The sequence below is a fragment of the Bacillus sp. MUM 13 genome, from assembly GCF_001866725.1.
Taxonomy (GTDB): Bacteria; Bacillota; Bacilli; order Bacillales; family DSM-1321; genus Peribacillus.
In genome coordinates, this window is sequence record NZ_MLYQ01000037.1 from 1 (window position 1) to 16311 (window position 16311).

Here is a 16311-nt window from a genome sequence, read left to right on the forward strand (position 1 = left end):
ATAAATAATTGTAATATACTAATAATTGAGACTGGATAAGTGGACCAGGCAGCGCATTGTCTTGGTTTGACGGCTAAGCAAAAGCGCGGCATCCTTTCGGCAAATATTAGGGAGAAGGAGGGGCTACAATGAGCAGCAAAGAAACTAAAACAGACGTCATCTTAATTGGCGCCGGTATCATGAGTGCGACTTTAGGTACACTCTTGAAAGAATTAATACCGGAATGGGAAATCAAAGTATTTGAGAAGCTCGAAAACGCAGGAAAGGAAAGCTCTAACGAATGGAACAATGCGGGAACAGGGCATGCGGCACTGTGTGAGCTTAACTATACAGTTGAAAAGCCAGATGGTTCAATAGATATTAGCAAAGCTATTAATATTAATGAACAGTTCCAAGTTTCCATGCAATTTTGGTCTTATCTTGTAAAAAACAAGCTTATTAAAAATCCTCAGGACTTTATTATGCCATTACCTCATATGAGCATGGTACAAGGGGAAAAAGACGTAGAGTTTTTAAAGAAGCGTTTTAAAGCTCTTTTAAGCAATCCTTTATTTAAGGGAATGGAATTTTCCGATAACCCGGCAAAGCTGACAGAATGGATTCCGCTTATCATGCAAAACCGTACATCGGATGAGCCTATCGCGGCGACTAAAATCGATTCCGGCACAGACGTAAATTTTGGTGCCCTGACAAAGATGCTGTTTGACCATCTAAAGAGTAAAAATGTAGATATCAAATATAAAAATAGTGTTGAAAACATTAATCGTACTAGTGATGGCTCATGGAAGTTAAAGGTGCGGAATGTCGATAACGGCAGTGCAGAATACCATACTGCTAAATTCGTCTTTATCGGCGGCGGCGGCGGAAGCCTGCATTTACTGCAAAAATCCGGTATTCCTGAAGGAAAACATATTGGCGGATTCCCTGTAAGCGGGATATTCATGGTATGCAAAAATCCGGAAGTTATCGCGCAGCACCATGCAAAAGTATACGGAAAAGCTAAGCTGGGTGCTCCTCCAATGTCTGTTCCGCATCTTGACACAAGATTCATCGACAATAAAAAGTCGCTGCTATTTGGACCGTTTGCCGGCTTCTCGCCAAAGTTCTTAAAAACTGGATCTATGTTTGATTTAGTAACTTCCGTAAAACCGAATAATGTCCTGACTATGCTCGCAGCTGGGGCAAAAGAGATGTCATTGACAAAATACCTGATCCAGCAAGTAATGTTGACAAAAGAACAGCGTATGGAAGAATTGCGGGAATTTATACCTAATGCTAAAAGCGAGGATTGGGATTTAGTAGTAGCCGGACAGCGCGTACAGGTTATCAAAGATACTGCTGAAGGCAAAGGAACACTTCAATTCGGGACAGAGGTTATCACTGCAGCAGATGGCTCGATTGCAGCATTACTGGGTGCTTCTCCAGGTGCTTCTACTGCTGTTCACGTCATGCTTGATATCATTAATAAATGCTTCCCTCAGCATATGAACACATGGGAAACAAAAATCAAAGAAATGATCCCTTCCTATGGTTTGTCACTAATGGAAAATCCCGACCTTCTGGACGAAATTCACGCTTTAACAGCAAAGACACTTGACCTGAACGAAAAAGAGCGAGTTTACACCTGATTCTCTGTAAGCTGAAACAATGGCTATCGATAAGTATTTTAGCAACCGGTTTCATCCCTGAAATGGTGTAAATTGAATGAGTAACTCTGAATGAGTAACTCTGTTAGATTGCACAGCCACTTTATTCATTAAGAACCAGTGTAACTAAAGTCACTAATGAATGAATCAAGAGTAATAAGCTAAGACAGCAATGAAATCGCTGTCAAACATAGACATACTTCTCCTTTCATATTAACTCAAGCAGCAGGGCTGATGTGAAAGGGGAAATTACATGCCTTGCTTGAGCGCACTTATTATATGGGAGCATCCAACTTCCGGATGCTCCTTTTGCTATGGAGATAAAGTAAGTGCTATTGTGTATAAACTTTTCCAAATGCCTAATCCCGGCTGTCAGCCTGAACCGATATGTATTAAACATTTCATCTTCATACAGATCAACGACTTCTCCACTGTCTTTAAACTCCGGTTGAAATTAATTAGTTTTAAGGAATTGACGATAGTGTGGTTTTTAAAGTGAAATTTCGCTTATCCTACAAATCTTAAAAAGCTATATTACTAAATATTAGTTAAAATTCTAACTCCATTTGGATCAATAATATTTGAAGAAAGGATACCTTCGAATACTGCTTCTTTAATCGTAACTGTATGACCAAATTCTGAAATAATATTTTCAACTGGTTTGCCAAATAAGTTTGAAAGATCGACTTCTAATCCTTCCATTCGGGTTCCGAGCTTTAATTCTTTTATTTTAATGTTAGCCATCAGATCGTCTACCGTATCTGTGTTAACTTGAAGCTCTACCCTAAAACCATAGGGTGTGGCAATAAAGCTTCTTCGTTCACCTCTGTTGACTTCCCATGCCATTTTTTCTGCATTTTGGCATATTAGGTTTTGTTCATTATCTGACACTAAAAAACCAATATGGTCAAACATGATTTTCTTTCCATATCCAAAAGTTATATTTATACTACCTTTTCTAGCTTCTATAATACGAAATAATATTTTTTTCTCCCGAAAATCATCCCATGTTAATGGCGGATTAAATGTTTGAAAATCCCCCTCGTATTTTCCTATACGCTGAGAAATACGAAAACCATTATTTGCATAAAAAGCTTCTGTTTCTTCCACATAAGGAGTCCAAAAGTGATAATGAAACAGCATATTATTGCCACCTCTTTACAAAGTCTATTTAATGTTTCTTGTTAGTCTAATAATCAGGGTGTTGTAAATCTGGCATCGCAATGACGATACAAATTGAAGCAAGCTGATTATTGTAAGTTGTCTGTTCTCAACGAATGCTGCCTATGATAAAATTGAGTTGTAATAATTACCCATTAAAATATGCTAAATAAGAAAAATATTAGAATGAAGGAGGAAACAAAAGTAAAAATTAAATCCATATCGTACATATTAATACTAATTATTTTCGGTTATCTGATTAACAACCTTTCTTATATAAGTCCCAAACTTGGAGACTATGAAACTTTGATATGGTTAATAGTATTTTTAATATTCACATTCAGCTTTAGCGGAACCAGACAAATTATCACTCCGCTAATTAACACCAAATTTATAAAAAGACCATCATTTTATATTTATATTTTGACTACTTTGACCATACCTTACTTGCTGTTATTGTTATGTGTTCATTATGGGATATTGCTGGATGAAACCTTCATTTTCTATTATAAACACGGACTTTTAAAAGGGGAAAGTATTGGCGGAATAGTGGATGCAGTCTTTCTGGCTCCGATATGGGAGGAAGTGTTCTTCCGGGGTGTTTTGCTATTCTTCTTATTAAAATTCACAAAGCCTGTTTGGGCAATTTCGATATCTTCCATTCTGTTTGCACTATTTCATCCAATGTATTGGATAATCACTCTTGTTTCTGGCGTACTTTTATCTATAACAACTTATAAGACTAAATCTTTGATACCATCAGTAATATCACATTCACTTTGGAATTTGTATATGGTGAAATTATTTCTTTATTTTTAGTTTAACGTATGAGGGAAAACCTATATATAGGGTTCCATTATTTTTTATACATGGCTTAGTTTTTTGCAGCAGGAAAGCCATATGAGTTAGATGGAGGTAGTGAATTTGCAAGATTGATAAGCTTCTCTTCATCTATGTTTCCTGAAAGTACAATTAGTTTTTCAGAATCAAAATAATATAATAATTTATTTTTAAAACTGTCCTTAGAAATATAGGCTTTACTTCCATTTTTCAAGTTAATCGTTTTGGTTTTATATCTTTCATCAAATGGGAAGCTATCGAATCGAGTAATTGTAATAATATTTTCTTTATCAGCAAATGCCCACATATCTGCTTTATTATTTTTAAGACCTAACTCTTCAGCACTTAAATCGTTGGCGCTGAATTTTTCCATTGGTAATGCTAACCCTTCTTTATCGGTAACGGTATTTTCCTTGTATAACCCTAATTCTAAGATGCCATCAATGCCCCAGTTATCTTCAAAACTATACAAAAAAACAGCATACTCATTTTTCCCTTTAGGTGAATGAATAGTAACGATACTCTTTTTGTTGAATATGACTTCAGAGATTATTGAGTTAGCATCAGGGAATTTCTTCACTCCATCTTCAAAATCAACTTCGTATTGATGAAGCAGCGCATTTAAAGGGGAAGTTGAATTTTCAGGTGCTTCATGTATTATTATTTGCTTTACTTTTTTACGTTCTGTAAGTTGTTTATGTTCAAAAGATTTAAGTTGTTTACTTTCAGCAGGTTTATCTTTCTCACAGCCTGCAACAACTCCAATTAGTAAAAATACGAATAAAAGCAAAAGTACGGACCTGAAATTCATGCCATCCCATCCTCAATATTAATATGGATATTTTAATGTTTTTGGTCCGTTTACCGTAAGATAAATAACTCTGCTTTTACTGCATGAACTGGTCAGAGATAATCTCCTCCCCGGCTATCATTAAAAGCAATGTGGCCGATCCAGATACTTTAAATAAACAGAAAAATAACTCCTGTCAAAGTAATTTATTTGTACCAATCACCAAACTGATGTAAGCCTCAGATAAATCAAGTTCAATATATAGCTGCTATTTATGATACATAATTAGACAAAATAACCAAAAATCCTCTTAAATCACTAAAAATTTTCCGCATTTTCCCTATTGTTTTTATTAGGACAAGATATAATTTGGATCTACTATTTTCAATATGTATTAGCCTAGTCGAAATGAGCTATAAATTCATTTATTTGTTCAAACGAGCCTGCTGTGATTCATTTTGGCTGTTTTCGTAAACAAGGGGGTTGATTTCCGCTCCAGGATGCTCACTTTCCTTGGGGCGGGCGGTGAGCACCCTCAGCTTCCCGCTAATCCCACAGGAGTCTTGCAGCTTACACTCCAAGAGAATTGCAGCTTTAACAGAACAATTTGACCAAGATGATACGTATCGTGCATCATGGCCTGGTTTGCCAAAATAAAAAAAACATAGGGAAATGTTAGCATTCCTATGTTTTCATTCATATTATTTATCTGTTTGTTTTTGCTTCTTTTTCAAATACTCCGCACGTATTCTTTCAATTTGCTGCTTTTTATCAAATTTAACAGGCTTCTGTTTTTCATGATACTTTGTCACAACTGCCTGGCCTTTGGCATCCAATTGATACTTCCCCAATTTGTTCACCTACTTTTCTTATCTTAAAGAGAATCTATTCAATAAATATAATATACCTTATTTTTCTGAAATAAACCTTATTACTGTACTGCTAACTTGCATATATCAGTAAAATCATTAAAACTTAGTAAACGTTTGTAAAGGTTAAGATGCATGCATTTTCTCCTCAGTAAATTAGGATATCTGATCATAGACAATTTCTTCTGGCATTCCAAAATAGCGGAAAACTCAGTCATACACAACATATGACAGGAGCATCCGCCCTCTTTTAAGCTTCTCACATCCAACGTAACTAAAACCACCAGCATGGAATTTCCCAATTCAGTGCTACTATGGTTTTATACTTATATCTTTCCGCTAAACTCCCACAGCCCAAGCTGCCCTTTTGCAGGAATATATTCATCGAGCATCCGCATGTCTTCAATTTCCCAGGCATAGCCGCCAACTCTGTAATCCCCTAAAAACAAATCGTTCCCTGAAATAACCCGACTATCTTCTAAGACCGCCCAGTTTCCATTGTTTTCTTCTACTTTCAAACAGTTTTTCAGCTTGCAGACTCCAATTATCATTCCCGTCGGCAGGTTATCTTCTGTATACCCATGCTTAGCCAGCAGCTCGGCAACTCCATCCATTCTACAGGCGTGCTTATCCACTTTTTTGCTTGTATGAATAGCAAGAGGACCCCGATAATGCGTTCTCCAAGTCCTTGTTTCATATTCGGCTTCCCTAAGGACAAATAAGCTTGCCCAAGGCTGGATCATCGACAATACTTTCATTATTAATCCCCCCCTGCTCCTTACATCATTAAGTTAATTGCTTATATAGTTCCCTTTAATAGGGATAATATAGACTGTATCTAGATTTAATGTTCTTTTTTGCCATAAAAAAGACAGACGATACGGACCTTTTTGGGTGTATTTAAACTCACTTGTATATAGTCTGGCATTGTATACGCTTCAATAATTTCTACATCCTTTATATCACATAACCTTCCTTCTTAATATGGCACCTATATCGCCTCTTAATTTCCTGTATACAAATCTTTCTTCTATACTTTGAAATACAATATGGTACTTAGCTTTATCCCGTTTAAAAAAGCAGATGATATCATCTTCCATTAAAGGATCCTTTGCTGATCCTTTTGAAAAAGCTAGATTTAATCACTAGAAAACTATATTATTATTTAGATAATTATAAAAATTCAATTTAGAAGGAGAGTTATCCATGACACAAGATGTATGTCATAAATATTATAAAGAATTAATTGATTTTCAAGATGTAGAAGGGTTCGAAGCTCAAATTCGAACTTTACTTGATACTCCTATTGAATCCGTATCTGACCTAAAAAATTGGCTGAAAGATGAAAAGGATTTAATGAATAACATCTCGGAGGTAATGACAGGTCACGAAGTCGACTTCTATCGAAACACAGAGGATGCTGACATCAAGTCAACTTATCTTCACGATCAGCAAGTCATCCAACCACTATTAATGAAATATGAAGCAAAACTGAATGAGAAATGTTGTGATTCTCCTTATATACATCAATTAGATGAAAACCGTTACGGCTTAATGCGACGCGTTCGTGAGTCTAAAGTTAAACTGTTCAGAGAAGAAAACATCCCATTATTTGTAAAAGAACAAGAGCTTTGCACTAAGTATAGTGAGATTATGGGGGGGCTAACAGTTGAATGGGAGGGGGAGGAAAAGCCTTTTCCGTTTATCCAATCCCAACTCGATCATTTAGACAGAGCCGTGCGAGAAAAGGCATATTACGCAATGATGTCAGCCCATCGTCAAATTAAGCCCGATATGGACGCGATCATGGACGAGCTCATTCAACTACGCCATCAAATTGCTTTAAATGCGGGCTTTGAAAATTATCGTGATTATATATTCGTGGCCAAAAATCGTGAGTACAGTATCCAGGATTGTTATGACTTTCATGATAATGTAGAGAAACATATTATTCCAGCTTGGAATCGACTCGCAGATGTCTTTAAGGCCAAGCTTGGTGTCGATACCTATCGCCCATGGGATAACACTGCCAAATTGATGAAAAATTCACCATATTCCGAGGTGTCTACTCTTATGGATGGCGTTTCTGAGATGTTAGGAAAGACTGACCCATATTTTGCAGACCGTTTCGATTACATGAGAGAGCATGGGTTACTAGATCTTGGAGATCGGAAAGGAAAAAGCCCAGGTGGTTTCTGTACCTCCTTACCAGTTTCAGAGGATACCTTTGTTTTTGCGAACTTTAGTCCATCCTTTTTCTCACTTATCGCATTAATTCATGAAATGGGCCATGCGGTGAATGAGTACCTCGAGTTTTCTGAGCACGGCCCTATTGTAAGCTACCAGCGTCGAATGGAAGTTGGTGAACTGTATTCTCATGGGATGGAATTGCTTTTATTGGACAAGCTAGATCGTTTTTATCCAGAAGAAGAAGATTTTAAGAGCGCACAGCGTGAAGAGTTGAGGCGGGCATTTACAATGTTATTTGGCCCTTTGTCACAGGACCTCTTCCAGCATTGGATGTATACGAATCCTCAACATACTGCCAAAGAGCGTGATGAAAAATTCTTTGAAATCTCAAAACGCTATGGCTTAAATCCTGTCGATACTTCTGGGCTTGAGGATGAAATTGGGATGAGCTGGGCAGGCACCCTTCATTATTTCCAAGTACCTTTCTATAATATTGAATACTCCATTTCGATGCTTGGTGCTCTGCAAATACTTGAAAATTATCGGAACAGCCCAGAGCAAGCAGTCGAATCCTTTAAAAAAGGTGCAGGTGCAGACTACAATCAATCCATCGCAGCTATTTATAAAGAAACTGGGGTCCAATTTGATTTTACAGAGCCAACAGTTAAGCGAATGGGTGAATTTCTAGAAAAAGTCATTCAAGACATTTAGTAACAGAGTGGGAGAACGGTTACAGTTCTTAGTAGAGGACAATTAAAATTTTTCCGCGTAAAAAGGTACAACTGGCGTTTTTTTTTTCAGTTGTACCTTTTTCTTTACAATCTGTTATTTTCAATGTGCACATACTACCGACTAAAACCAAGCTGCTAACTCAATAAATAAAAAAACATTTCATTTTAGAGGATTCTTCCAAAACCCCGAAAATGAAATGCTAAAATCTGTCTTAATTAAAGGGAGGCAATACGTTTACGATCATTTGCTGTTAGCTCAAAGTCAAAAATATCTAAACTTTGTGCTTGGCGATCTTTATTATGAGACTTAGGGATGACGATAACATCACGCTCAATTTGGTAACGCAATACAACTTGTGCGTATGTCTTTCCGTACTGGTTACCGATTTCTCCCAGAACCTTCTTAGCATTTTCATCGATTCCGCCTAATGGAGACCATGCTACAGTTGCGATATCATTACCTTTATTATAAGCAATTAATTCTTCATTCCATTTTCCAATATGAGATTCAATCTGGTTAACAGCAGGTTTAATTTTGCCATTTTCAAGAATTAAATCAAGATGTTCTTTTTCAAAGTTCGAAACACCTATTGTTCTAAACACACCGCGGTTATAGTAGTCTTCTAAAATATTCCAAGTCTCCAAAATTTCATCATTATTATCCCATGGGAAATGGATTAGGAATAAATCAATATAATCAGTTTGTAATTTCTCTAAACTTTTTTCAATTTCAGCATGCACCCAGTCTGCACCGCCGAAACCTCCATATGTATTTAACTTTGTAGTGATAAAGAAATCTTCACGTGGTAGAGAGGATTTTTGTAACCCTGTTCCGAGAACTTCTTCATTGTTATAAACTTGAGCAATGTCAAAATGACGGTAGCCACTTTCAATTGCCCAGTCGATCTCTTGAGTGTCTCCTCTTAAGGCACCTGAGTATTGGTTTCCCTCTTTACCGTAAGTATTTGCGCCACTGCCCACAATTGGAATTTCAACATCATTATTTAATTTTAAATTTTTCATCTTAATTCCTCCTATGCTGTATTTCTTAACTTACCTTACCTTTAATAGAAAAAAGAATCAATGAATATGACTAAAGCAGATGACAGTCTGAGAATCCATTATAGATTATCGGAAACCTCTGCTAATCATTTACTCAATTCCAGCAACGCACAGCACTCAACATGTGCAGAGTGTATGTGGCAACAAAATATGCTGGTGGGTTTAATAGCCCGGTTCCTATTTTAGTGGAACCGAGCCTATTTTTTCTATTTATCTTCGAATGTTAGCTTTTCAACTAGAGCACATTTATCTTTTATTTTGCCTCAAGGCTTCTAGTATTTTTTCAACATCTCTTTCTCCCGTACACTCCAATACGGAATACGTAATTTAATTCTCGAATCTATTTAGTAATTACTGTAAATAATAATCCAGAAGACTATTGATAGAGTTATTTATTTCATTTATGTTAGGATTTTCTACTTTCGCATCATTAATGCTATATTTCCTTTTTAGCTGAATAATTCTTTCTATACTTTCATTTAATCTTTGTTCGGAAATTTTCCCATTTTCAACAGCAGTTTTTAAAGAGGAGGTAATCTTTACAACATTATTATATCCATGTCCTACTAAAATAATATCGCTTCCTGCCTTTACAGATTCTACCGCTGCTTTGCCAATATTAAAATGTTCCGTAATGGCCCCCATTGTCATATCATCCGTTATGATGACTCCCTTGAAACTAAGTTTTTTTCTAAGAAGATTCGTCATGACAACTTTTGACATGGATGCTGGATTGTTTTTATCCAATTCAGGCAATAAGATATGGGCGACCATCACAACATCTGCTCCTTGATCAATCGCACGTTCAAACGGAATTAACTCTAGTTCTTTAAGTTCCTTAAGGCTTTTATTTACAATTGGGAGTTCCAGGTGGGAATCTACCGATGTATCTCCATGTCCAGGAAAATGCTTAATTGTAGGGATGACGTTTTGCGACTGAATCCCTTTCATCGTTTGAATCCCAAGTTTACTTACGATTTCCGGATTGTTCCCAAATGATCGATCCCCGATTATTGGATTATTTGGATTGCTGTTAATATCAAGAACAGGTGCAAAATCGAGATTTAAACCAAATTCTTTTAATTCATGCCCTAAAAGTGTTCCCACTTTATAAGAAAACTCGGGATTATTTACCTGTCCAATCTGTTTATTTGGAGGAAAGTTAACAAGTCCACCCGGCAATCTTGTCACACGTCCCCCCTCTTGGTCAACGCCTAATAAAAGCGGTAGACTCGAACTATCTCCACCTTTCAGTTGGTTCACAAGTTGAACGGCTTGTGCAGCGGTTTTAAAATTATTTTTGTAAGAAATAATTCCTCCGACACGGAATTGGCTTATTAATTTTTTTGCGTTTGTATCCATTGTAGTCCCAGAAATCCCAGCAAGAATCATTTGCCCAATTTTATCTTCTAAGCTCATTTTAGAAATCACTTCTGAAATGGTTTGATTTTCTAGTTGATTCGGTTTTTTTTCAACTTGTGCTTGTTGATTTGGTTTCTTTTCAATCTGTGTATTGAGTGAAATATGGTCAACTTTAGGATTTGGCTCCTGTTCTGTTTTTACTGGTAAAACCCATAATAAATCAGTAGAAGTGTTTTCATGATAGACAAGGATTATTTGGTCATGCGTTGAATCCTTATAGTATCGAATGGCATCGGGTTCTCCACCCGTTTTCTTAATTTCATTTAAAGAGATATTTTGAAGTTCGGAATCATATGACCGTATATCATTTACAGTCTGATCGGCATAGCCGATTGCAGAATGATGATTTTTGTATTCCTCATACCTGCCTTTAGCAGTTTTCGAAATATGGTCAGATTTTCCCCACTCTTTGTTTACTGCCTTCCATTCTGTTTTACCAGAAATAAAGGGAATATTCGGAACCTTCCCTTCCTTAGATAAGAAAAAAGTTTCTTTTACTAATTTCTCAAGACTTGAAATCTGATCCTTCTTCAAATCCACTATTTTTTTACCGGAAGGATTAGTTATAATTGGGCTCTCTTTAGCTGGCGCCTGTTCGCTATGAATTAGTTTGATTGCATAATAAACGCCAATGATTAACGCAACTATTAAAAGTAGAGCCGTAAAAATAAATAGTTTATTTCGAGAATTTCTTCGTCTTTTCATACACCTCTTCCCCTTTCCGCCTTTTTTTGTTTTTATAAGGTTTTTTCACGTTGTTTTTCCAGTTAAAATAATGATTTTTCCTTCACAATTTTTTCTCGAATGCAAGAGGATGAAATCATAATGATTTCATCCTCTATTTAAGTTGTTAATTATAATGTTTGCACCTTATAACGGGAATTGTTCATAATAGTCGATATTTTTTGGTTTCATATTTAATCACCATTGTCTTGCAGGATCGTTTGACATATTAAAGGTACCCTTAGGGTAAAGTACGGAGTAATGGTCCATTACCGGGTTCTGATAGCTATTCGAAGGCTGAGGAAATACTAACAAAATCTTGTATTCCGAACTTGCAACATAACCTATAATTTCCTCACCATTACTTTTTACATCATATGCCGGAGTTCCATATACTTTCTTCACCATGGAAAGTGATAATTCAGATAAATTCTTATCAAAGGATCTCGCCTCAAAAATACGCTCCCCTTTGTTGAAACCAAATACCACCTTGTATTTCGAAAATACAGCATAATTTCCTTTAGCACGAGGCACCCAATCATCCTTATCCGGATTTCCAAGCTTTTTCTTTACATCTTCTATAACAGTAGTTTTAACAGGAAACTCCGAATTTATGATTTTACCCTGTTTTGCCAATTGCATGATACTTGCTAGAAGCTTTCTCTGATTCCCCTCATGAGATGATGAGGTAGCGGAATTGTTATTCGATGTTGAAGCTTGGCTTGTATTGCTTTGTGATGCTTGGCTTGTATTGCTTTGTGCTGCTTGGCTTGCATTGTCTTGTGCTGTATTGCTTTGTGCTGCTTGGCTTGCATTGTCTTGTGCTGTATTGCTTTGTGCTGCTTCATCTTGAGAAGATTTATCCACTGACGGAGCAGAACTATTTGTGCCGCTGCTGTTATTTGGGCTATCTCCTGAGCCTTCTTGTTTAAGGATGCTTGAGCAGCCTACCATAATTGTAAGAAGTACAGCTAAAACTGCACATATTGCCGAACTTTTTTTAAATCGTGTAATCATAATAATTCTCCTTTTATTGTATTTACTTGCATATCCTAATGTCCCAGTAATCCCCCTTTTTTCCGAGAATAATCTAAGCATATTGATCATAGTCTGACCGTATTTTTTGACTTCTTCTGTCTTTAAAGTGTTGAGGACAGCTGCATCACAAGCCATCTCACAGTCTTGTTTTATCTGATTAAGTGAATACCAGATTAAAGGATTAAACCAATATATTGCTTTAACAAACATAAGCAAGGTGTTTACCGCTAAATCCTTGTTCCTAATATGGGTTAATTCATGGCTAAACACAAACCTGAACTCTTCCGGGGTTAATTTGTCTATAATCTCCTCTGGAATTAATATTTTTGGACGTATCATCCCGTAAACTGCAGGCGATTTCGAGTAATTACTATAAATAATTTTCACTTTTGAATTTACTTTAAGCCTTGACTTTTCTGCTTCAAGAATTTCAATTAAGTCTTCCCTTTCACAAATTGAACACGTTTTCAACTTAGCCATCATCAAGATATTTACGCATAGAATATACAGTAAAGCTGATGAAACACCTGTTATCCACAGCATTGCTGCAGTATCATAATTAAAAATAGTGCCTTTAATACCCGTATCAGCTTTTGCCTTGCTATCTTCTTTAGACGGTGTATTTTCGGTTTTAAAAGTACTGTTTGATATGATGTTAGGAACATATTGCTCTGCTATAAAATGAGTATCAAGTTTCTTCTGCTCATTTGGAATTAAATTCAGCAAGCTTATATGACTTTGAATGCCCATTGGCAGTATGAGCCTGAGGACAAGCATAATCCAAATATAATAATGAAGCCTTGCGCTAAGCCTTTGTCTAAAAATAGCCTTAATGGCAAGTATCCCTAATGCTAAAATACTGCCCATAAATGACAGTAGTAAGACTTGTTTAAATACTGCAGATAAAACCATGCTTCAATACCTGCCCTTTACTCGTCAATTTTTTTATCAAGCAATTTTTGCAGTTCTTCTATTTCCTTTTCCGAAATCTTCTCATCCTTTATAAAGTTAGCGAGCATAAGGTGTAGAGAACCATCGTATACCTTTTGGATAAACGACCTTGTTTCTTCCAGTATACAATCTCTTTTATCTACCAAAGGATAATACTCATAATGAGCCATCTCCCTATTCACACCTAAAGCTCCTTTTTTCACCAATCTGCTTATTAACGAATGAATGGTTTTTGGACTCCATTTCTTATGAGAACTTACTGCCTCAATTATCTTCGCAGAGGTTAATGGAGCTTCTTCCCATAACACCTTCATTATGATCCACTCTGCATCAGATATTTTGCAATCCACTTTCTTCATCTTACTTCACCATCCTACAAATGTAATCTTACTCACAGACTACACTTGTAGGATCACATTGTCAACAAGTATTTTTCCCTAGAAAAATGCAAGGATTAATCTAGAAATACCGAAAATATTTTCGGTATTTTTATATGAATGTTTTATTGTGTTGTCTACGTACTTAAGAATATCCCCTTCAAGCCCATAGGGTATATTTTAGTTACTTCATAAAAGGACGCTTTTCCATTTTCAGGTATTACAGGAACGCTGCCTTTTACTTCAATAGGAAGAGAGCATCCCTTTATATGAAAGGAATGCCCTGGATAGTTATGTATAATATTTCAAAATCAAAAAAAACCTTATTTCCAACTCGCCTCTAAGAAATCACATTTTTGAACCATTAATTTTAATCAGAAGTCTTTGGAATCATTAATGTATGATTCAGCAAAAGAATGTTGTTCTCTTTTTTATATTGTTCATAATGATAGGCTCTCACTTAAATTCCACATCCAATAAGCTAATTAATTACCCTATTATTCTTTCTTTTTTCAGAATTTAAATATTCCTCTTTTAATAGAGAGTAATGTGCAGTATCTGTTAGGGCACCTTTTACCATTTGGTCTCTACGAAGAGTGCCTTCATATGTCATACCTAAACGGCTCAATACTTTTCCTGAAGCATCATTCCTTACATCATGTCCCGCATACACTCGGTCTAAACCTAGTGTGTGAAAGGCTAATTCAAGTATTAATTTCCCTGCTTCCGTCATGTAGCCCTTACCCCAAAAATGACTATTCAATGTAAAGCCCAGTTCTCCACTATTATTCCATTCATGTATTCTAAACTCAAATGTGCCAATCATTTTGTTGCTCTCTTTTAACACGATTGCATACATACCGATTGGTTCTTTCATATAATAGTTTGCTATCATTTTCTTCGTTTGGTTTACATCTGTATGTTGGTCATAAATGTAACGTGTAGTTTCTTCATCAGATGTATACTCATACATATCATCAACATCATCAAGTGAAACCGGACGTAATTTGATTCTCTCCCCTTCCATTTGATTATGCTTAATCATTAAAAAGTAGTTATTACTCATTCCAACAACTCCTGTTTTATTAGTTTATAAGATTTTAACTTTTTTCAGACTTCTCCAATTATTATAGCATATTAGAATATTAAGCGTTTTTATCGTAATTTTTCTTATCACTCATGTCATCCCCCTCTCTTTTTATGACAATTTATTATTTTGTAATTCTGAGATAGCTTGCCATTATTGTTCCAGCAGGAAATTGTTCGCCGCATGTCGCAAATCATAGAGGAAACAGGTGTGAAATGCAGCGAGCAGGCTCTGTACATTATCGCAAGGGCAGCAGAAGGCGGAATGCGAGATGCTCTCAGCCTTCTTGACCTGGCAATATTACTTGATATATTACAGTTGTAAAATCGAAAAGGGGGAATTAAGAATGGATAATGAGTGAGATAAAGTGGTTGCATATATTGTAGGTACACTAATGACAATCTATTCGATTTTTATGAAGAGATAAATTTTCATTGTGAACATCATAACTATGATTTGGTTGCAACATTTCACGATATAAATAAATCTTAGAGTGACTACCTATCAACTTGGGATATGTTAATTTCTTTTTTGCTTATAATAAGGATATTAAACAGGTTTTTTACCCTATTCTAACAATGAGATTGTTTTTGATGGATATGACCGCTTATCAGATATGCAGGAGTTTAGCGATTTACCTTGTTCTACAAGTTGGAGAATTGTTGAAGATGGGTGGTAAGATGAACCTTATTGGTAGATAATGATGAGGAACCAGAAAATAATGATAGTGAAAACGGTCGGCCACAATGACAGGTTTTCCAAGTGCCTCTTGAACAGCTGCCTTGAATGTGGAGCTCATATCCATGACGACCACTTGGACCTTAGCCCCGTACGAAGGTCTTCCCCTTTATACTGTAGATCTTAATGGCCTGGTTCAGCTCAATCGATAAGCTCTGATACCGTTTCACAAAGGGGGCACTTTGCGCAAACTTCTTTCCGCACTGGCAGGCAATAGCGGCGCCTTCGATAGAAGAGCAGCGTCTGTCGTTCAAATATTTTTAAGTGCTTGTTTTTCTGTATCCGATAGATAGCATGGACTTTCTCGGTGGGGGACAGGTATGGGGTTGGACAGGCATCTCAGCATGAATGCAAATCTTTTCTCCCGCTTCCCCCATTTTCGTCACCACTACATCTTCCAATCCAGGCAATTTTATGATAGAATTCATTATGCACGTATCTCCAATCTATACTTGTTTCTCGTCAACTCAAGTATAAAAGACTGGATGATTACGTGCATTTTTTTTGGACTTAAATTGTGCGGGAACCCCAACATTTATTATAGAACCTTATTATAGAACCTATATGAATCAGATGATTCCGGAGAAAATCGTGTGCAGACAAAGAAAAAAGGACTCCTACATTTCTGTAAGAATCCTTTTAACTCAACGTTTGTTTCGACCAATTGATACCGGTGGCCGGGGTCG

The 16311-nt window shown here is 36.3% G+C and carries 12 protein-coding genes and 2 pseudogenes; 4 read left to right on the forward strand and 10 right to left on the reverse strand.

Features of this window, described 5'->3' with window-relative positions:
- Positions 1–128 precede the first annotated feature (128 nt).
- A complete protein-coding gene (locus tag BIV59_RS10990; protein ID WP_071351530.1) occupies positions 129–1628 on the forward strand; it encodes a malate:quinone oxidoreductase in 1500 nt (499 codons plus the stop codon).
- 555 nt (positions 1629–2183) lie between these two features.
- On the opposite strand, the gene BIV59_RS11000 is transcribed toward BIV59_RS10990, so the two are convergent.
- Positions 2184–2789 (reverse strand): hypothetical protein, encoded by a 606-nt coding sequence (locus BIV59_RS11000; protein ID WP_071351532.1) that lies wholly within the window; start codon positions 2787–2789, stop codon positions 2184–2186.
- A gap of 204 nt (positions 2790–2993) precedes the next feature.
- Between BIV59_RS11000 and BIV59_RS24410 the strand changes: the two genes are divergently transcribed.
- Entirely contained in the window at positions 2994–3626 is a 633-nt protein-coding gene (locus BIV59_RS24410; protein WP_071351533.1) for a CPBP family intramembrane glutamic endopeptidase, read from the forward strand.
- 55 nt (positions 3627–3681) lie between these two features.
- On the opposite strand, the gene BIV59_RS11010 is transcribed toward BIV59_RS24410, so the two are convergent.
- The 3 genes from BIV59_RS11010 to BIV59_RS11015 form a co-directional block, all read right to left on the reverse strand.
- Positions 3682–4458, reverse strand: a complete 777-nt coding sequence (locus BIV59_RS11010; RefSeq protein WP_071351534.1) for a hypothetical protein — start codon at positions 4456–4458, stop codon at positions 3682–3684.
- Positions 4459–5138: 680 nt separating this feature from the next.
- Complete coding sequence (locus tag BIV59_RS23630; protein ID WP_170846135.1) at positions 5139–5288, reverse strand: hypothetical protein; 150 nt, start codon at positions 5286–5288, stop codon at positions 5139–5141.
- 344 nt (positions 5289–5632) lie between these two features.
- Positions 5633–6064, reverse strand: coding sequence for an ASCH domain-containing protein (locus tag BIV59_RS11015; RefSeq protein ID WP_071351535.1), 432 nt, complete (start codon positions 6062–6064; stop codon positions 5633–5635).
- Positions 6065–6512: 448 nt separating this feature from the next.
- Here BIV59_RS11015 and BIV59_RS11020 point away from each other — a divergent pair, with 448 nt between their 5' ends.
- The gene (locus BIV59_RS11020) at positions 6513–8207 is read left to right on the forward strand and encodes a M3 family oligoendopeptidase (protein ID WP_071351536.1); all 1695 of its coding nucleotides are present in this window, start codon (positions 6513–6515) and stop codon (positions 8205–8207) included.
- Between the two features lie 236 nt (positions 8208–8443).
- On the opposite strand, the gene BIV59_RS11025 is transcribed toward BIV59_RS11020, so the two are convergent.
- The 5 genes from BIV59_RS11025 to BIV59_RS11045 all read right to left on the reverse strand — a co-directional run bounded on the left by BIV59_RS11025 (position 8444) and on the right by BIV59_RS11045 (position 14866).
- On the reverse strand, positions 8444–9250 hold the full coding sequence (locus BIV59_RS11025; protein ID WP_071351537.1) for an aldo/keto reductase family protein: 807 nt from the start codon (positions 9248–9250) through the stop codon (positions 8444–8446).
- Positions 9251–9640: 390 nt separating this feature from the next.
- Positions 9641–11416, reverse strand: a complete 1776-nt coding sequence (nagZ, locus tag BIV59_RS11030) for a beta-N-acetylhexosaminidase (RefSeq protein WP_071351538.1) — start codon at positions 11414–11416, stop codon at positions 9641–9643.
- A 216-nt stretch (positions 11417–11632) separates the two neighbouring features.
- A complete protein-coding gene (locus BIV59_RS11035; protein ID WP_071351539.1) occupies positions 11633–13384 on the reverse strand; it encodes a M56 family metallopeptidase in 1752 nt (583 codons plus the stop codon).
- A gap of 17 nt (positions 13385–13401) precedes the next feature.
- Entirely contained in the window at positions 13402–13782 is a 381-nt protein-coding gene (locus BIV59_RS11040) for a BlaI/MecI/CopY family transcriptional regulator (RefSeq protein WP_071351540.1), read from the reverse strand.
- Between the two features lie 499 nt (positions 13783–14281).
- Positions 14282–14866, reverse strand: coding sequence for a GNAT family N-acetyltransferase (locus BIV59_RS11045; RefSeq protein ID WP_071351541.1), 585 nt, complete (start codon positions 14864–14866; stop codon positions 14282–14284).
- A gap of 192 nt (positions 14867–15058) precedes the next feature.
- Between BIV59_RS11045 and BIV59_RS23635 the strand changes: the two are divergent.
- Positions 15059–15187, forward strand: a pseudogene (locus tag BIV59_RS23635) (hypothetical protein); the annotation flags it as partial.
- A 424-nt stretch (positions 15188–15611) separates the two neighbouring features.
- Here BIV59_RS23635 and BIV59_RS24040 read toward each other — a convergent pair.
- Positions 15612–16053, reverse strand: a pseudogene (locus BIV59_RS24040) (transposase); the annotation flags it as partial.
- Positions 16054–16311: the final 258 nt, after the last annotated feature.